Genomic DNA, 18,333 nt, shown 5'->3' with positions numbered 1-18,333 from the left:
CGCTCCAGAGCGCGGGGCGGAGCGGGAGCGGGCGATGATCGGGCGGGTATTGGCGGCTGTGGCGATGGTCTGCGGCGGGGCGGGGGCGGCCTTGGCGCATCCCCATGTCTGGGTGCAGGCCCGGGCCGAACTGGTGCTCGACCAGAAGCGCAACCTGGTGGCGATCCGCGAATCCTGGACCTTCGATCCGGAATATTCCGCCTTCTCGGTGCTGAACCTCGATTCCAAGCGCGACGGCGTGCCGGACCAAAAGAAGCTCGACGAGCTCGCCGTCGAGCGCCTGGGGGCGATGGCCGAGACGGCGTTCTTCACCTCGGGCAAGCTCAACGGGCGCCCGCTCGCCCTCAAGGCCGGCCCCGACCCGAAGGCGAGCTTCTCGCAGGGGCGCCTGACCCTCGATTTCACCCTGGTGCCGCAAGGCCCCGCCGGCCCGGTGCGCAACCTGGTGGTGAGCTTCGACGATCCGGATTTCTACGTCGCCTTCGGGTTGCCGCCGGGTGAGCCGGTCAAGCTGTCGGGCACCACGGATTGCGTGCTGAAGCTCAACCGGCCGAACCGGCAGGCCCAGGAGGGCGAGCAGCTGATCCCCGACGACGAGGCCACCGGCACGCCGGGCGCCGCCGCCGCGGCGGCCTCCGACTATATCGGGCGGCTGCTCGTCGCCTGCCCCTGAACAGATTTCGCCGCAATGGTCGCCGGTCCGGCGGGGAAAATCTGCGATAGAACAAGAACCTAAGCGGACGACGCGTCGGCCTGCCGACGCTTCGTCCGCTTAGGCCTTCTTCGGGTCGCCATGGGCCGGGATCAGGGCCCGGAAGGTCGCCCCCGCCCCCGGAGCACTCTCGATCACCAGCCGGCCGCGATGGCGGTTGAGGATGTGCTTGACGATGGCGAGGCCGAGACCGGTGCCGCCCTGCTGGCGGCTCGAGGCGGCATCGACCCGATAGAACCGCTCGGTCAGGCGCGGCAGGTGCTCGGGGGCGATGCCCGGGCCCTCGTCGCGCACCGCGATCTCGACCTGCGGCGGCCGGCTCTCCTCCGCCGGCTGGGTGTCCAGCGAGACCGCGACCCGGCCGCCCTCGCCGCCGTATTTCACGGCGTTCTCGACCAGGTTCTCGATCACCCGCAGGATCTCGTCGCGGTCCCCGAGGATCCGGTGCGGCCCCGGCGCGGCGTCGAGGGTGATCGTCACCCCGCGCTCGCCGGCGATCGGCCCGAGGGCGTCGGCGATCTGGCGGGCGAGCGGCACGACATCCACGACTTGCGTCGGCGGCACGTGGGCGCGCAATTCGATGCGGGAGAGCGACAGCAGGTCGTCGATCAGCCGCGTCATCCGCAGGGCCTGCACCCGCATGATGCCGAGGAAGCGCTCCCGCGCCTTGGCGTCGTCCCGGGCCGGGCCCTGCAGGGTCTCGATGAAGCCGAGCAGCGAGGCGAGCGGGGTGCGCAGCTCGTGGCTGGCATTGGCGACGAAATCGACCCGCATCGTCTCCAGGCGCTGGGCCGAGGTGAGGTCGCGCAGGAACAGCACGACGTTGGGGCCGGCCCGCCCGGTCTCGCCGCCCTGCATGGCGCCGATCTGGACCTCGAAGGTGCGCTCGGTCGGGATGCGCGGGGAATACAGCGTCTTCAGGGGCTCGCCGGTGCGCAGCACGGTCTCGATGCCGTCGAGCACGTCGGGGTCGCGCAACGCGAAGGAGAGCGGGTGGCGCGGCCGCAGGGAGGGCAGGAGCGCGCGGGCGGCGGCGTTCGACTCGATCACCAGGGAGCGGCGGTCGATCAGGATGACGGGGTCGGGGATGTTGGCGAGCAGCGCCTCGGCGAGGCCGTGGCGGCCCCGGCCGGCCTGCACCTCGGAGCGCGGCACCGGCTCGCCCCGGCGCGGCGCGGCGGCGAGGCCGCCGGCGAGGAGCGCGAGGAGCCCCAGGAGCCCGGTGCCGAGATCGATCCCGTGCAGCCAGGCATGCCCGGCGAGGAACGCCACCACGGCCCCGAGCGCCCCCGCCACGCCGCCCGGCGGGCGGCCGAGAGGGTGCCGGCGGCACTCGGCAGGAAGGGCGGCGGCGCGGCGTCGGCGGGCCTGCCCTCCGGCGGGTCGCCGGATTCAGGGCTTTGCGTCGCTCTCGGCGGCATCATCGTCGGGCGCCTCCCGCGGGGTGAGGCGCGCCCGCTTGGCGATCTCATAGGCGCCGAGTGCGGCGAGCGCCACCACGAACGGGATCAGGTAGTAGCAGACCCGGAACAGCAGCAGCGCACCGAGGACCGATTCCCGCGGCAGGCCGGACAGCGCCAGCAGCACGGTCGCCTCGAACACCCCGAGCCCGCCCGGCGCGTGGCTGGCGATGCCGAGCATCGCGGCGAGCACGTAGATCGCCACGAAGGTCTCGAAGCTGAGGCCGTGGCCGGCCGGCAGCAGCACGTAGAGCACGCCGGCCGCCGCGCAGACGTCGCCGGCGCCGACGAGCATCTGGCTCAAGGAGAGCTTGAGGCCCGGCAGTTCCAGGCGCCAGCCCCGCACCTTGACGCTGCGGCGCTTGACGGTGACCCAGGCGAGATAGGCCAGCACCGCCGCGAGCGTCGCGAAGCCGAGACCCTGGTTGAAGAGGACGCTGGTATAGGTGAGGTGCGAGAGCGGCTCGGCCTCGCGGATCAGGCTGATGCCGAGCACCGCTCCCATGCCGAGCCAGAAGGTGAAGCCGGCGACGATGGTGAGCGCGGCGATGCGCCCGGGGCTGAGACCCTGGCCCGAATAGATCCAGTAGCGCACCGTGCCGGCGGTGAGCAGCGGGAAGCCGAGGTTGAAGCTCACCGCGTAGCTGGTGAAGGAGGCGAGCGCGGTGGTGCGGTAGGGCACCTTCAGGTTGAGCTGGCGGAGCGCCAGCGCGTCGTAGCAGGTGAGGAACAGGTAGCTCACCACCACGAGGCCGATGGCGAGCCCGACCTGTTCCGGCGTCGCCGCCAGGAAGGCGGTGCGCAGGTCGGCCCAGGTGACGGTGGAGACGAGCTTGCCCAGCACCCCCAGCGAGATGAGGAACAGCACGACGCTGGCGACCGTACCGATCCAGGCATAGCGGCGCTTGTGGCGGGCATGACGGTCGGCCGGGGCGCGCGGGTCGGAACCCGGATCGAGTCCCGGATCCTGCCCGGCCGGATCCTCGTCGCGCGGCGGCTCGGTGCCGGCGTCTCGCACGGGATCGCGCAAGGGTCTGGCCTGCGCGATGTTCTTGTCATGGCTGGCGAAATTCATCGCGTCGGCGTCCGACCCCGCTTGTCGCGGGCACGAGCGCGCGGCCGGCCGCGGCCAGGCTCGCGCACACAGGTGCCCGGCGGCACTCCGACCGAGCCCCGCTCGCATGAGGGGCCATGTAGGCCCTCTGCCGGCGAATGACCAGCCGGACCATGCGGCAGGGGGCGAATCACCCGGGGAGCCCGAGATGCCGCGCCGCCTCGGAAAGGCCGGCGGCGATGCGGGCCGGCACCGCCGGGCTGGTGCAGACATAGGTCGGGCTCGGATGCGGGATCGCCACCACCGGCAGGTCCGGCCGCGCCTCCGCGAGGACGGGGCCCAAGCCTTGCGCGACCCGGCCGGACAGGACCGCGACGGCGAGGTCCGGCATCAGCGCGACGAGCGGCATCAGGTAGGCCCGGGCCGCCCGGATCTCGCCCGTGCGCGGCGCCCGGTTGCGGGCGCCGGGGGCGTGGATCACCCAGGGCACGGCGTTCCAGATCAGGGTGTCGGTGCGCGGGATGCCGGCATCGGCGAGGAAGCGGAACAGGTTGGCGGCGGTGCCGGTCGGGTTGTCGCGGGAGACGAAGGCGGTGCGGCCGGTGGCCGGGCCGGGGGTCTCGAGGAGGAGGAGCAGGCGGGCCGAAACCCCGCCGTCGAGGGGATCGGCCTCGGGCACCGGCCGGCCCCGCTCGGTCCGGATGCGCTCGGCGAGGCGGCGCAGCGGGTCAAGGCGGGGGCTGGCCTCGGCGAGGGCATGGCGCGCCGCGACGGCACCGGGATCGGCCAGGCTTTTCGGCGCGTCCGGGTTCACGCCAGGGTCAGCCCGTCCGGCAGGGAGCCGGCGAGGCGGAAATGCTCGCGCGCCTCCTCGGCGCTCAGGCGCACGGCGAGGCCGGCGGGGCCGCCGAACTGGAAGCCGATCTGGCTCGCATAGGCCGCGCAGGCCGCGTGCTTGGCGGCTTCCTCCTGCGGGGACAGGCGCACGGTGACGGGAGCCAGATCCGCGAAGGCCTCGCGGAACGGCTCCTTCGGGTCGGGATGGCGCACGGTATAGGGGAAGTCGCGCCACCACAGGATCGGGCAGGCCGGGGCGAGCGCGGTCAGGGCGCGGACCAGCTGGACGTGATCGACATGGCCGCCGACGCCTTGAGGCGCCAGCAGCAGGTCGGGCGCCGCCTCCTCCATCAGGCGGGCGAGCACGGGGCCGAGATCGTCGGCGAGCGGGTCGTCGGGCCGTGTCCCGGCGAAGAGCTCGGGCGCCGAGGCGTAGCCGCGATGCGGCGCCTCGGTCAGCGCGACGTGGACCGGCGGGGTCAGCCCGAGCAACGCCGCCGCCGCCCGGTCCTCGTCGCGGCGCAACGCCATGTAGTCGATCTCGGGCCCGAGCCCCTTGTCGAGCTGGCAGGCCAGCGCGAAGCCGGTCGGGTCGGGCACGCTGGCGGTGAGCAGCGTCACCATCACCACCCGCCACCCCCCTTGAGCGAGCTGCGCCAGGGTGCCGCCGCAGGAGAAGGCGGCATCGTCGAGATGGGGCGAGAGGGCGAGGGCTGTGGGCATCGACTCACTTATCTAGAGACAACCAGGAGAGCGCGGGTCTTCCCCTCCCCCCTCTGCGGGGGAGGGTGGCGAACGCAGTGAGCCGGGAGAGGGGCAGCGCGACGCTGATCCAGGGGGCGCCCGTCAGCACGGTCGCGACCTTTCCGGGAGCGGCGTCCCCTCTCCCGGCCTGCTTCGCAGGCCACCCTCCCCCGCAGAGGGGGGAGGGGGAGACCCGCGCCATCGCTTTCCGCGAACAGCACTGCACCATCCACGGGAGTGCATCTCACAACAGATGCGGCTCGGCCCGGAAGCGGCAGCTCGGATCGTGCGGCAGATCCGGGTCGAAGGCCGGGTCCGGCCGCTCGCCCCGCACCGACGCATAGACCTCCATGATCTGCCGCCCCACCGCCTGCCAGGAATAGACCCGCCGGCATTCCTCCAGGGCCGCCGCCGCGAGGCGGGCGCGCAACTGGCGGTCGGTGATGATCTTGTGCAGAGCCTCGGCGAGCGCCGTCACGTCGCCAGGCTGGACCATCAACCCGTTCTCCCCGTCGCGCAGGCAATCGGAGACGCCGACGGAGTGGGTCGAGACCACCGCCTGCCCCGCGGCCATCGCCTCCAGGATGGTGTTGGAGAACCCCTCCGCGTAGGTCGGCGAGACGAACACGTCGCCCATCGCGTAGAGGCCCGGCACGGCGTCGTAATCGGCGTAGCCGGTGAAGCGCACCTCGGCCTCGGAGAAGCCGAGATCGGCGGCCAGTGCTCGCGCCGGCTCCACGTCGGGGCCGATGCCGGAGATGATCGCCGCAAACGGCGTGCCGCGCAGGCGCAGCAGGCTCAAGGCGTCGAGGAAGTCGAGCACGCCTTTCCGGCGGTCGACCCGGCCGTGATAGAACAGCCGCACCGGGTCCGCGGCATCGCCCGGCTGCCAGCCGTCCGGCGGGCGGAAACGCGCGGTGTCGACGGCGCCCGGCACGATGGTGAAGCGGTCGGGATCGCTGCCGAGCCGGTCGCAGACCTCGGCCACGAAGGAGCGGCCGCCGATCAGCAGCGCGTTGGCGTGGGCCAGCACCCGCACCATGGCCAGCCGATGGGTCTCGCAGCACGAGCCGACCCAGTGGCCGTCGCCGCCCTGGATCGAGACCACGTTCGGCACGCCCAACCGTTGCGAGGCGATCAGCGTGGCAAAGCCCGTCGGGTAGCCGTACTGCGCGTGGAGCATGTCGAAGGGCTTCTTCTCGTGCTCGGCCGCGATCGTCTCGACCATCGTGGCGATGTCGCGCTCGAAGTCGCCGCTCTCCTGCTCGCCGCTTTGTTCGAGGCCGATCACCCGCACGCCCGGGACCGGCGGCGGCGGGCCGCCGCCGTAGACCTTGGTGCCGAAGGCGTCGCCCCGGTACTGGCTCACCATCGTCACGTCGTGGCCGGCGCCGACCAGCTCGCGCAGGAGGTTCTGCGCGTAGACGCTCATGCCGGAAATCGCCGGGAAGTAGCGCCGGCTGACGAAACAAATTCTCATCGGCGGCACTCCCGCAGGTAGCGGAGCGAATCCGGGATCATCCGGTCGGCCCGGTGGCTCTCGCGGGACAGCTCGACGCAGACCAGCCTGTCGAAGCCGATGCTCTCCAGGGCGTCGAGCACGCCGGGCACGTCCATGTCGCCCTCGCCGAAGGGCAGGTGGATGTGGGTGCCCCGCGCCATGTCCTCGATCGCCACGGTGCCGAGCCGGTCGGCGAATTCACGCACCGCCGCCGCGGGCTCGCGCTCCTGCGTCACCAGGCAATGGCCGGTATCGAGCGCCAAGCTCAGGCCCGGGATGGCGAGCGCCGCGTAATCGTCCAGGGTCTCGACCAGCATGCCGGGCTCGGGTTCGAGCGCGGCCACGACCCGGCGCTCGGCGGCATAGGCCACCACCTCTTCGAGACCCGCCCGCAGCCAGCCCCGCGCCGCCTCAGGATCGACGCCGGGCTTCGGCACGCCGGCCCAGAACGACACCGCCTCCGACCCCAGGATCGCCGCGATGTCGACGGCCCGTTGCAGGAAGGCGACCCGGCGGGCGCGGCCTGCCGGATCGGCGGTCACCAGGGTCGGCTCGTGCTTGGCCCGCGGATCGAGGAGGAAGCGGGCGCCGGTCTCGATCACCGAGCCGAGGTTCAAGCCGTAGAGCCGGCCGCGCACCCGCTCGGCATCCTGCGCCCAGGTCTCGGCGAAGGGGTCGAGGTGGTGGATGTCGAGGGTGAGCGCGACGCCATCGTAGCCGGCATCGGCGATCAGGCCGAGCGCGTCGTCGAGGCGGTGATTGGCCGCCCCATTGGTGTTGTAGGCGAAGCGCAGGCTCATGCCGCCCTCCCCCGGCGCTCGAGCCGGAACGGCGCATGGTGCGATTCCGGCTCGCGGTAGAGCGGATAGAGCGGGCCGACGATCTTTTCCGCCAACGCGACATCGAAGAGCGGCTGGCCTCCGAAGCGCTCCAGCGCCTCCGGGGTCAGGCGCACCGGGCGTAAAGACTCGCTCGACTCCCCGAAACGGATCAGCGGGTGGTCGCGCTCGATGAGCTTCCGGGTGTTGCGCTCGCCGATGCGGTAATAGCTCATGGTCTCGACTTCGAGACCCGGCACGATCGCCTTGACGATGCCGACACCGCCGCCCGGCGGCGAGGCGTCGACGTAGAGCACGTCGAAGCCTTCCGCCTCCAGCCGCTCGCGGGCGATGCGGGCGCGGTCCTGGCCGGTGGGGGCGGGTTGCGTCGGCAGGTCGGTGAAGCGCTTCGTCGCACGCTCGGAATAGACGCTGTCTGCGAGGTAGTCGCGCAGGGTCTCGGCCGGCTTATCGATCCAGTCGAGCATCGCGGACAGCGCCCTCCCCTCCTCGAGGTCGAGGCTGGGCAGCGCCTTCTCGATGAAGGCGTCGACGTAGCCGGGCGGGGTGATGGAGCGGGCGAGCGCCAGGGGCCCGTGCCCGAAGGTCTTGCGCACCCGCGCGGCCTGGAATTCCAGGATCGCCTTGCGCAGGGCCCGCTCGCGATCGGGATCGCAGGCCTCGCCGCAGGCCGACAGCGCGATCGGTGCCGGCGTGCGCGACGCGTCGACGTCGTAGCCGACGCAGTAGACGTTGGTGAAGCCGAACTGGTCGGTGGCGAATTTCGGCATCGCGCGGATGCCGAGAGTCTCCAGCCGGTCGAGCATCGCGCGCGTCTCCGGCCCCAGACCCTCGGAGGTGTCGAGCATCACGCCCTGGTCGAGGGCGCGGAACAACAGGCCGTTGCCGTCGCGCTGGAGCAGTTCGAGGAGCCCGTGACCGAGGGCGAACTCCACGTCCGGCCCGGCGCCGAGCCCGTTGGTGATGAGGTTGGTGAAGGGCGTGTACCCTTCCGACAGCTCGAAGTAATCGGTTGCCGCGAGGTCGAGGGGCATCAGCACGGTTTCGCCGGTCCGGGCCCGCACCGTGCCGGTCCATTCGAGCACGGTGTCGCGATCGACCGGGCTGCCCGCCGGCAGGCCGAGGGTCAGGGGATCGGCGACCGAGCCGGCGCCGAAGACCCGCACGAGGTCGTGGTAGCTGCCGCGCTCCTTCTTGCGTGGGAGCAGCGCCAGGCTCGGCATCAGGTTCTCGGCGATCTCCGCCACCGAGCCGATGATCGCCTCGTCGTCGGTGGCGCCGTAGCCGATGCCGCTCGGCATCGCGCCGACGAAATACGGATCGTCGAGGAACAGCGACACGAACCAGCACGGCACCCCGGTCCGGTCGAGGGGCGCGAGGGGAAAGCCGACGATCCTTCCCGGCGGCAGCACGTCGAGATAGGCGCGGACCGCGTCGGGCAGGCGCTCGGGCAAGCCCTCGATGATCCGCTTCTGACCGTAGGTGTAGGGACGGGGGGCGGTGGGTCTGTCCACGATGCGAAAACTCCTCCGCGAGCATCAGAGCTGGCTTGAGCGCGATCTTCTACTGATGACTTGCGTTAGTTAGGGATATCCCACCCACTCACCTCATCCTGAGGTGCGAGCATCGCGAGCCTCGAAGGAGAGCTCCAGGTATCCCCGCGATCTCTGGAGGCCTCCTTCGAGGTCAGTCGATCTTCGATCGATCGACACCTCAGGATGAGGTGAGAGGATGGGAGATTTCATGTTGCTCTCAACATTCCGGAGATACGGCAGTACGATGCGAGGGGGATGCCGCGTAGGCGCGGGCCAGCAGCCGCATGGTGTGGAGGTCGCGCTCTGCCGACCAGGCGCCGCGCCCGGAGGAATCGCGCAACGCGCGCCCGAAGGCCCGGACCTGCTCCAGGAACGGCGAGGCCTGGGTGTCGAAGGAGAGCGGGGTCGTCTCGCCCGTGGCCCCGTCCGTGAAGGTCACGCTCCCGCCCGCCTCCTGCCCCATCGTGTTGGTGGCGACGAGCAGGCCCCTGGTGCCGGCGATCTCCAGGCGGCGGCGTGGCAGCGCGTTGGGACAATTGTAGGCGACGTGCAGGCTCGCCAGCACGCCGGAGCCGGTCCGGCCGATCAGCAGCGCCCCGTCATCGACGGCGTAATCCTGCGCCCTCGCCTGGGTCAGCGCCGTGATGTCGAGGATCGGCTCGTCGAGGAGGAAATCGGTCAGGTCGAGGCCGTGCGGGGCGAGGTCCATCAGCGCGCCGCCGCCGGCCTGGGCCTGGTCGATGCGCCAGTTGGATTGCCCGGGAATCGCCGTCCAGCCCCTGTCGAGCCAGCAGGCATAGACGATCCGGACCGCCGTGACGGTGCCGACCCGGCCGGCGCGGATCGCGTCGCGCAACAGGCGATGGGCCGGGTGGTGGCGCTGGTCGAAGGCGGTGCCGTAGAGCACGCCGGTCCGGGCGACAGCCGCCGCCATCGCCTCGGCGTCGGGCAGTGCCGCCGCCATCGGCTTCTCGCACAGGATCGCCTTGCCGGATGAGGCCAGGGCCTCGACGGCGCCGCGATGGAGATGGTTGGGCGTCGCGACGTAGACCGCCTCGACCTCCGGCTCGGCGATGAGACCGGCGAGATCGGCGTGCCCCCGGGCACCGAGATCGGCGGCGGCCGCCCGCGCCTCCGCGCCCGGATCGCAGACGGCGACGAGGCGGTGCCCGGCCTCCCGGATCGCCGGCGCCATGAAGTCCCGGGCGACCCAGCCGAACCCGACGATGCCCCAGCCGATCGAATCCCCCATCACCAGCGCTCCGGCAGGTCGACGAACTCGCGGGTGCGGGCGCGCTCGAGGGTGTCCGGCGTCATCTCCAGGGTCTCGGGCCCCTCGGAGCGCAGCGGATAGGTGGCGCGGGCGGCATATTCGTCGCGGTAGCGCTCGGAGGGCCAGGCGATGGCATGGCCCCCCGCCGGATCGGGCGCGTAGAGCGGGTTGAGGCGCAACGTGGCCCCTTCCTGCGGCAGGGTCAGCCCATCGACCAAGGGGCGGGGCGCCGGGCGCATGCCGGGCCCGCAGACCACCGAGAAGGCCTCGACGTGGTCGAGGGCGGCCGGCTCCGCCGGAACCGGGGCGCGGGCCTCGACCAGCGCCCGGGTCAGTTCGTCGTCGTCGTAGACGAGCCCGTCGGGGAACAGCTCCCCGATCTCGGTCGCCGAGACCGCGTGGCCGGCGGAGAAGCCGGGCCGGGCGCTGTTATGGACGTGGCTCAGCGCCAGCCATCCCTCCTCGCCGGCGGTCTTGCGCAACGCTTCGAGGATGCGGGCCTTCTCGGGGAGAAAGTAGAACGCGTCGTGGCACATCACGAGATCGACCGGCGCCTGGTCGATCGGCCAGTGCGGCGAGGCGGCGTCGAAGCAGACGAGTTGCGGCCGTTGCCCGGCGACCCAGTGGCGGGCGACCCAGAGCTTGGAGAAGACCACGTCCCCGCCCGACACCCGCACGCCCCGCCCCTGCAGCTCGCGCAGGTAATGGCCGATGCCGCAGGCCAGCTCGAAGGCGCAGAGCGGCTTGTTCCAGTGCGCCTCCAGCAGGGCGAGGCCGGCGAGATAGGTCGGGTCGCTCCAGCGGTTGACGAAGTAGTCGCCGACCCGGCCCCAGCCGAGGCGGGCGCAAGCCTCGCGCAACGAGACGTACTTCATCTCGCGGACGAGATCGCGCAAGGTCGCGGGATCGGCCTTGGGCCCGGTCCACCAATCGTCCTGGTCGGCGAGGAGGAGTTCGAGGGCATGGCCGGGAGCCCCCTTGTCGAGATGGCCCAGCACCTCCCCGATCACATCGTCGCGGCCGATCCGCAGGTAGGGAATGCCGTCGACCACCGGCCAGCGCGGGCCGCGCCTGCCCTCGCGCAGGGAGTGGGGCGTATCGTGGTGCAGCGCCTCGCCGGTGACCGGCGAGAGGAGCCCGAACGGGATCACGAATGCGTTTCCTCGCGGCGCCCGCCCTGCGGCAGGCTCTGACGGGAGATAGGGCGCGGGCGCGAACGCCCAAGGACATGCGGACTCCGGTGGGCGTCCGCTGTCCTCGTCACGGGAGCCGCATGTCGGCGAGCACCCGGTCGTGAAAGCCCTTCACCGGACCCTCGTGCACCAGCGCCATCTCGCCGAGCACCGTATCCATGGTGAGCGAGGCCGCCCGCAGGTGCTGGGCGATCTGCAGGACCCGGTCGATCACGTCGGCGGCGTGGAAGGCGCGTCCCTCCGCCGTGCGGTCATCCGCCAGGATCCTTCGCGATGAGGCGACCAGGCCCCGCAACGGCGCGTCGAGTTCCGACAGGGCCCGCTCGCTCAAGGCGGCGATGACCGCATCGAGATGGTCGCCCAGCAGGATCTCGCCGGTGAAGCCGGCATCCGGCATCAGGGCGTTGTGCAGGTGATGGGCGAGGGCGGCGACGAACACTGTGGTCGGGTCGGCACCGTAGAACGGGCTCAGCGCGACGCCGTAGGCCGCCACCACGAGGCAATGCTCGGCGTGGTTCTCCGGCGGTTCGAGCAGGATGCGCGGCTTGCCCGGGCAAGTCACGCCGGCCCGTGGCTGGTCGGCCTGGAGCAGGGCGAACTGGGGCACGGGGCCCGCCTCCCACTCCCGCGGCTCCGCCAGGCAGGCGCGCAGGCGCCCCGCAAGGACCGGATCGAGCGAGCCCGCCACCTCGTCGAAGCCCCGCACCAGCACGGCGGAGGCCTGGGCCCGCGAGAGGCCGGCGACGCCCAGGAACGCCGCGTCGAGGTCGCCGAGGCGGGAGGCGGCGAGCGCCTTGGCGGTGATGTCGAGGGCGAGCGCCGCCGGGTCGGCCCCGCCGGTCAGCGCCGCCCAGGCCTGGAGGAACAACCGCTCGGCGATCGAACCGTCGCGCCCGGCGGACCGGACGCGCTTGATGTCGTTGAGCTCCACGAGAAGCTCGCGGAGAGGGAGCGGGGCCTGAGCCCCGCCCGCCGAGTTCAGGCTTTCAGCCATCCCTAGTGGACGCCGAGCCAGTCGAGCAGCATGCGCTCCTGCGCGCCGAAGGCGTGCTCGGGGCTGTTGCCGTTCTTGACCATCGGCGCCTTGAAGAACAGCGACAGCTGCTCCTGCACGCCGCCGTCGCCGCGCTTCTTGGCGAGGTCGAGGACGCGGGCGATCTCGATCACCAGGGGGGCGGCCAGGATCGAGTCCTTGCAGAGGAAGTTGACCTTGATCTGCATCCGCTGGCCGAGGAAGCCGGTGACGTCGATGTTGTCCCAGGCCTCCTTGTCGTCGCCGCGCGGCCGGTAATAGTGGATGTGGACCAGGTGATCCTCGACCGGATAGCCGAGGATCGAGTCCAGCACCGTGCCTTTGGTGTTGAGCTTGGACTGGAGCGAGTCCTTGTCGTTGAGCGCGAGGCCGTCGCGGTTGCCGAGGATGTTGGTGGAGAACCAGCCGTCGACGTGGAGCGCCCGCGACTTGAGCGCCGGGGCCAGCACCGTCTTCATCATGGTCTGGCCGGTCTTGCCGTCCTTGCCGGCGACCGGGACGTTCATCTGCCGGGCGAGATCGACGAGCGCCGGCACGTCGGCGGCGACCGACGGGGTGAAGTTGGCATACGGAATGCCGTTCTTGATCGCCGCATAGGCGTAGAGCATCGCCGGGCTGATCGCCTCGTCGCTCGCATCCAGGCCGCGCTCGAAGGCGGCGGCCGAATTCAGCGTCGGGTCGTCGAGGTCGGGCCAGCGCTCGGTCGAGGCGAGGTTGACGACCACCACGTCGTCGACGCCGGATTCCTCGCGGAAGCGCTTGAGGTCGTCGGCGATGCAATCCACCGCCCCGCGGTGGTCCTTGGCGACGATGCGGTTGCCGCCGTCGATGTTCTTGCAGAACTTGGCGCTGCCGACCGCCGGCCATGGCTTCATGCCGTTGAGCACCTGGGCGCCGTTCTCGATGTCCTGCTTCGTCAGCACGCCGTGGCCGGTCGCCGCGGCGCCGAGGTCGTCGCCGTTGAGGTCCCAGCCACCGAAGACGAGATCCTTGTAACCGACCATCCCGGCCACCGCGTGGCCCGCAAGGGGCAGACCGTCGAGACGATTCGAGCCGGACTTGATCATCTCGATGCCGGCGATGGCGGTGGTGGCGACAGCACCCCCCATCCCGACGAAAGCGACGCCGACGCGCCGACCGGGCTGCATGCTCATCGGTAGGGACTGTCCTCTTCTGGGCCGCGGACCCCGGACGGGGCGGTGGAGCAATCGTTCGCTCGCTCCGCGTGGCGAGTAGGAATGCTCGGGGGAGTATTAGGTTCCGTAGCGCGCACGATTTTTTCGTGCCCTCGCGACCCCCGGGACACCCCGTTTACCGTCTCGTTAACCATCCCGAGAGAAACGGCGCCGCAAAATGGCCTCACGGCCCGCCCCGGCCTCGTCCCATTCTGGACACACCGGGCGGCCAGAGGTGCCGACGAGCGAAGCACGAAACACACGGCGTGGCCCCTCGGGGCCGGACACGCGCCCAGGACAAACGGCAAGGACAAAGGTTGGAGATGGGGGTTTACCCGGAGCCGGCGCCCCGCGCCGACGACGCAGGCCGACTCGTGCCCGAGACGGGCACCGACACCATCCGCTGGCTCGATGCCCGCGAAGGCCACCATTCCGGAGCGCATAGCCGGACCCGGTCCGTCGCCGCCGCGCTGAGCCGCAAGGCCGTAGCAGTGCTGGCCGTCGGCGTCGCCTTCGCGGCCTGCCTGCCGCAGGATGCCGTGGCCCCGGCGGCGGAAGCGCATGACCGGATCGACCTCGCGGCTCCCCGTCTTCCGCTCGAGGCCCGCGGCCTGTCGCCGGACTGGCGCGGCCCGGCCCTGATCGAACAAACCCCGAGCACCACGGCACTGATCCGCGACGACCTCGAGCGCCTGCATCGCGAGATGCAGGGCGAGGCCGGCCGCGACGAGACGGTGTCGCCCGGCGAGACGACCGTCCTCGGCGACGATGCGCCCGGCGCCGGAACCGCGCCGCTACGGGACGCCTCGCTGGCCCGGGAGATCGTGCTGCCGCAGGAGACGGCCCCCGCCGAGGACATCTCCCTACCCGAGGTGATGGCCCTGCCCGAGGTGACCCCGGACGGGCTGGTGATCTTCGGCGACAAGAAGGTGCCGCGGGTCCTGGTCGAGACCATCGTGCGCGCCGCCCGCGAGACCGAGACCGATCCGGTCTACCTGATGGCGCTGGCCGACAAGGAATCGAGCTTCCAGCCGAGCGTACGCGCGGCGACCTCGACGGCGGAGGGGCTGTTCCAGTTCCTCACCGGCACCTGGCTCGAACTGGTGCGCAGCTTCGGCGCCAAGCACGGCTATGCGGCGGAGGCCGATCTGATCGAGAAGCGCGGCGGCACGCTGGTGGTGCTGAAGGAGGCCGACCGGCGCCGGGTGCTGGCCCTGCGGCGCGACCCCTATGCCGCGAGCCTGATGGCCGGCGAGATGATGAAGCGCGACCGCAATCGCGTCGAGCAGCGCCTCGGCCGCGACCTGAAGCCGACGGAATGCTACTTCGCCCACTTCCTGGGGGCGGCGAGCGCCGGCAAGTTCATGGAACTGACGGCCGAGAACCCGCACCAGCCGGCCCAGGCCTCGTTCCGGGCCGCCGCACGGGCGAACAAGAGCCTTTTTTTTCGTCGCGAAGGCCGGAAGACGCGCAGCCTGACGGTCGCCGAGGTGTATGACCGCCTCGACGGCATGATCGATCAGCGCCTCGACCTCTATCAGCCGGTCACGGCGATCGCCGAGCAGATCGACACCCGCAGGCCGAGCGACGCGCCGCCCGCGGCCTTGAGCCAGCTGCCCTGATCCGGGTCCTTCGTTCCTCGGCCTCTGTTTGAGCGAAGCGGCCGGGAGATGCGGCACACGGGGCAGGACGGTCCGCGCACCGGAGACACTGCAACAACCCGGGATACGCCGCCCGGTTCCGGCCCGTTCAGGATTTTTTAACCGGCCCTCAATGCCCCCGACCGGGGCGTCGCCGCCGCGCTTCACGTTCTTGAGGATCATCGCCAGCGGCACCGCGCAGGCCGAGACGATGGCGAGCGCCCAGAACACGTCGATATAGGCCAGGAACGCCGACTGGGTCCGGACCTGCTGGCCGATCCAGGCGATGGCCTGGTTCTGCGCATCGACCGTGCTGGCGCCGCGGGTGGCGAAGAACTGGGTCGCGGCCCTCAGGGTCTCCTTGTAGGCGGGTTCCGACGGCACGACGTGCTCGACCAGCCGGCTGGTGTGGAATTGCTGGCGGTAGGCCAGGATGTTCTGCGCCAGCGACACGCCCATCGAGCCGCCGACGTTGCGGGCGACGTTGATCAGCGCCGAGGCCTGGTCGGTCTGGTCCTTGGCGATCCCCTCGTAGGAGGCGGAGGTGATCGACAGGAAGATCATCGGCAGGCCGATGCCGATATAGATCCGCGACCAGACGAAGAAGCCGAAATTCAGATCGCCGTAGAGGTTAGTGAGGTCATACATCGCGAAGGCGATGATGGTGGCCCCCGTCGCGATCAGGTATTTCGGCTGGATGAAGCCCGAGAGGCGGCCGACCACGAACATCATCATCGCGGTGACGATGCCGCCGGGGGACAAGGCCAGGCCGGCCCAGGTCGCGGTGTAGCCGAAGTAATCCTGGAGCAGCTGCGGCAGGAACTGCGTCGTGGCGATCAGGATGGCGCCGGTGGCGAGCATCACCAGGAAGCACGAGCCGAACTGGCGCTGGCCCAGCAGGCGCAGGTCGATGACCGGGTTCTTGTGGTTCAGCTCCCAGGGAATCATCGCGACGAACGACGCCACCATCAGGCAGGCGAAGACCACGATCAGGTTCGAGCCGAACCAGTCCTTGCGCTGGCCCTCGTCGAGGACGACCTCGAGCGAGCCGAGGAAGGTCGCCACCAGGATGAAGCCGACAATGTCGAAGCGCACGCCCTCGCGGCGCAGGCGCTTCCGCTCCTCGACCGCCGATTTCGGGTCCTGGACCATCCACCAGACCAGGAACAGGGCGATCACGCCGACGGGTGCGTTGATGAGGAAGCACCAGTGCCAGGAATACTGGTCGGAGAGCCAGCCACCGAGGGTCGGGCCGACGACGGGCGCGACCACGATCGCGACGCCGTAGAGGGCGAAGGCCTGGCCGCGCTTCTCCGGCGGGAAGGAATCCGCCAGGATCGACTGCGCCAGCGGCGCCATGCCGCCGCCGCCGAGCCCCTGGAGGATCCGGAAGAACAGCAGCGATTCGAGGCTCCAGGCGAGGCCGCACAGCACCGACGAGACGGTGAACAGCGCGATCGCCGCCATGAAGAAGGCCTTGCGCCCGTAGCGCTTGGCGAGGAAGCTCGACGCGGTGAGCACGATCGCGTTGGCGACGAGGTAGCTCGTCACCACCCAGGCCGCCTCGTCGGGACCGACCGCCAGCCCGCCGGCGATGTAGCGCAGGGCGACGTTGGCGATGGTGGTGTCGAGCACCTCCATGAAGGTGGCGAGCGCCACCACCATGGCGATGATCCAGGGATTGTGGTCGCCGGCGGCGCTGTCGGCAGGGTTCTGACCGCTCACGGCAAACCCCTCAGCGGACCCGCACCGTCGGCACGATCGACATGCCGGGCCGATCGAGACGTCCTTCGGCCAGTCCTCGACCGTGATCTTCACGGGCACGCGCTGCACCACCTTGACGTAGTTGCCGGTGGCGTTCTCCGCCGGCAGCAGGCTGAAGGCGGTGCCGGAGCCCGGCTGCACCGAGGCGACTTTTCCAGTGATTTTGCGCTCCGGATAGGCATCGATCTCGATGTCGACATTCTGGCCGGGCCGCATGTCGGTGATCTGGGTCTCCTTGAAGTTCGCCGTGACCCAGATGTCGTCCGGCACGAACATGCCGAGCGCCTGTCCCGCTTGCGCGAACTGCCCGACGGCGCCGGTGAGCCGCACCACCCGGCCGGATTGGGCGGTGGTGATCGTCGTGTAGGCGAGGTTGAGCCTGGCCTGCGCCACCTGCGCCCGGGCCTGCGCCAGGCTCGCCTCGGCGCCGGCCTTCTGCGCCTGGAGCGAGCCGATCTGGCGCTGCGCCACCGTGACGGCAGCGTTGGCGCGATCGAAACTCGCCTGCTGCTGCTGCAGGTTCGAGGTCGATTGCTGCGATTGCTGAACCGAGCCCGCGCCGCGCTGGGCGAGGTCCTGGTAGCGGGCGGCATCCTGCTTGGCGAATTGCAAGGCCGCCTTGGCTTGCTCGACCTGGGCCTTGGCCTCCTGGATGCTGCCCTGTTGCGCCTGGATCTGCGCCTCGAAGCCCTGGATCTGGGCCTGCGCCGCCTGGACCTGGGCCTGGGCCTGCTGGAGCGCCACGTCGTAGTCGCGCTTGTCGATCTGGAACAGCACCGCGCCGGGCTCGACATGCTGGTTGTCGGTCACGGGTACGGCGGTGATGTAACCCGAGACCTTCGGCGCCACCGCGAACTGACGCGCATCGACGAAGGCGTCGTCGGTGCTCTCGTAGGGATGCACGGAGGTCAGCCAGTACCAGTAACCGGCCGCACCCGCGACGAGGAGCAGCACGGCACCGAGCACGAACCAGAGCGGGTGGCGGCGGATGATGCTCGGCTTCTTCTTGTCCGGATCCTTGCCTGAGTTCTTGCCCGAGTCCTTGCCCGAACCCTCGCCTTCCTCGTCGCCCCGCCCGGTCCCGTCGGACTTGTCGTCGGCGGCCTCGTCCTGCGGCATGTGCTCGCGCAGGGCACGGGTGTTGTCGCGCAGGGCGCGCGTGTTCTCGGCCTGCGCCTCGTCGCCCCGCGCCGCAGCGGGCACCGACGCGGCCCGTTCCGCGGGAGCCTCCGCCCCGGACTGATCGTGCAACATGTGGTGATTTCCACGCGCGGGATCGAAAACCCGGCGAACCTGCAAGGCGCCCGCCTCGGCATGGAAGACGCCGCCGCGAACGCGTCGGTTCCGCAGCGCGGCAAAAAAGCAGGGCAGGCGCCGGGATGATCCGGGCTCGCAGGCCGTGGGGCGCGAGAACCGGCCCGAAGCAGGGCGAGGCAGGCAAGCCGGATTTGCAGAAACGTAAGGTTACCAAAAGCTAACGGAACGGCCGCGATTCATCCACGTTCACTCCGTGCAAGGCCGGACCTTGGCGGCCCTCGTGACCGGAGGATGATCGCATGAGTACCGCTTCACC

14 protein-coding genes and 2 pseudogenes are annotated in these 18,333 nt (G+C 70.7%); 3 read left to right on the top strand and 13 right to left on the bottom strand.

All coding sequences use genetic code 11. The features are described 5' to 3' along the window. The first annotated feature begins 34 nt into the window (after nucleotides 1-34). Nucleotides 35-673 (top strand): DUF1007 family protein, encoded by a 639-nt coding sequence (locus tag F1D61_RS08865; RefSeq protein ID WP_203157544.1) that lies wholly within the window; start codon nucleotides 35-37, stop codon nucleotides 671-673. A 99-nt stretch (nucleotides 674-772) separates the two neighbouring features. Here the strand turns inward: F1D61_RS08865 and F1D61_RS08860 are convergent, their stop codons facing one another. From F1D61_RS08860 to F1D61_RS08810, 11 genes are all read right to left on the bottom strand, one after another. Continuing rightward, nucleotides 773-2,008: an ATP-binding protein gene (locus F1D61_RS08860; RefSeq protein ID WP_203157543.1), complete on the bottom strand. Its 1,236-nt coding sequence runs from the start codon at nucleotides 2,006-2,008 to the stop codon at nucleotides 773-775. A 96-nt stretch (nucleotides 2,009-2,104) separates the two neighbouring features. Beyond that, nucleotides 2,105-3,247, bottom strand: coding sequence for a lysylphosphatidylglycerol synthase domain-containing protein (locus tag F1D61_RS08855; RefSeq protein WP_203157542.1), 1,143 nt, complete (start codon nucleotides 3,245-3,247; stop codon nucleotides 2,105-2,107). 169 nt (nucleotides 3,248-3,416) lie between these two features. Beyond that, nucleotides 3,417-4,040, bottom strand: a complete 624-nt coding sequence (locus tag F1D61_RS08850; protein WP_203157541.1) for a uracil-DNA glycosylase — start codon at nucleotides 4,038-4,040, stop codon at nucleotides 3,417-3,419. After that, nucleotides 4,037-4,786, bottom strand: a complete 750-nt coding sequence (locus tag F1D61_RS08845; protein ID WP_203157540.1) for a PIG-L deacetylase family protein — start codon at nucleotides 4,784-4,786, stop codon at nucleotides 4,037-4,039. The genes F1D61_RS08850 and F1D61_RS08845 overlap by 4 nt, the downstream gene beginning before the upstream one ends. 265 nt (nucleotides 4,787-5,051) lie before the next feature. After that, nucleotides 5,052-6,287: a glycosyltransferase family 4 protein gene (locus tag F1D61_RS08840; RefSeq protein ID WP_203157539.1), complete on the bottom strand. Its 1,236-nt coding sequence runs from the start codon at nucleotides 6,285-6,287 to the stop codon at nucleotides 5,052-5,054. Then, complete coding sequence (locus tag F1D61_RS08835) at nucleotides 6,284-7,108, bottom strand: sugar phosphate isomerase/epimerase family protein (RefSeq protein ID WP_203157538.1); 825 nt, start codon at nucleotides 7,106-7,108, stop codon at nucleotides 6,284-6,286. Before F1D61_RS08835 ends, F1D61_RS08840 begins: the two co-directional genes overlap by 4 nt. Next, a complete protein-coding gene (locus F1D61_RS08830) occupies nucleotides 7,105-8,661 on the bottom strand; it encodes a YcaO-like family protein (protein ID WP_246775791.1) in 1,557 nt (518 codons plus the stop codon). The genes F1D61_RS08835 and F1D61_RS08830 overlap by 4 nt, the downstream gene beginning before the upstream one ends. A gap of 238 nt (nucleotides 8,662-8,899) precedes the next feature. Then, nucleotides 8,900-9,934, bottom strand: coding sequence for a Gfo/Idh/MocA family protein (locus F1D61_RS08825; protein WP_203157537.1), 1,035 nt, complete (start codon nucleotides 9,932-9,934; stop codon nucleotides 8,900-8,902). After that, nucleotides 9,934-11,106 (bottom strand): class I SAM-dependent methyltransferase, encoded by a 1,173-nt coding sequence (locus F1D61_RS08820; RefSeq protein WP_203157536.1) that lies wholly within the window; start codon nucleotides 11,104-11,106, stop codon nucleotides 9,934-9,936. The genes F1D61_RS08825 and F1D61_RS08820 overlap by 1 nt, the downstream gene beginning before the upstream one ends. Before the next feature lie 109 nt (nucleotides 11,107-11,215). Continuing rightward, the gene (locus tag F1D61_RS08815; protein WP_203157535.1) at nucleotides 11,216-12,142 is read right to left on the bottom strand and encodes a hypothetical protein; all 927 of its coding nucleotides are present in this window, start codon (nucleotides 12,140-12,142) and stop codon (nucleotides 11,216-11,218) included. A gap of 2 nt (nucleotides 12,143-12,144) precedes the next feature. After that, a complete protein-coding gene (locus F1D61_RS08810) occupies nucleotides 12,145-13,335 on the bottom strand; it encodes an inositol-3-phosphate synthase (RefSeq protein ID WP_203157534.1) in 1,191 nt (396 codons plus the stop codon). A 344-nt stretch (nucleotides 13,336-13,679) separates the two neighbouring features. Here F1D61_RS08810 and F1D61_RS35035 point away from each other — a divergent pair, with 344 nt between their 5' ends. Next, a complete protein-coding gene (locus tag F1D61_RS35035) occupies nucleotides 13,680-14,978 on the top strand; it encodes a transglycosylase SLT domain-containing protein (RefSeq protein ID WP_348649437.1) in 1,299 nt (432 codons plus the stop codon). 153 nt (nucleotides 14,979-15,131) lie between these two features. Here the strand turns inward: F1D61_RS35035 and F1D61_RS08800 are convergent. Together F1D61_RS08800 and F1D61_RS08795 are read right to left on the bottom strand one after the other, a co-directional pair. Then, nucleotides 15,132-16,661, bottom strand: a pseudogene (locus F1D61_RS08800) (DHA2 family efflux MFS transporter permease subunit); the annotation flags it as partial. Between the two features lie 70 nt (nucleotides 16,662-16,731). Beyond that, nucleotides 16,732-18,014 (bottom strand): annotated as a pseudogene (locus F1D61_RS08795) (HlyD family secretion protein). Here F1D61_RS08795 and F1D61_RS08790 point away from each other — a divergent pair. Further along, nucleotides 18,006-18,143, top strand: a complete 138-nt coding sequence (locus tag F1D61_RS08790; protein WP_203157533.1) for a hypothetical protein — start codon at nucleotides 18,006-18,008, stop codon at nucleotides 18,141-18,143. The pseudogene F1D61_RS08795 and the gene F1D61_RS08790 overlap by 9 nt on opposite strands. Nucleotides 18,144-18,333 lie beyond the last annotated feature (190 nt).

Origin of the sequence: Methylobacterium aquaticum, assembly GCF_016804325.1 — a bacterium.
GTDB lineage: Bacteria > Pseudomonadota > Alphaproteobacteria > Rhizobiales > Beijerinckiaceae > Methylobacterium > Methylobacterium aquaticum_C.
This window is presented reverse-complemented; position numbering and strand designations above follow the sequence as displayed.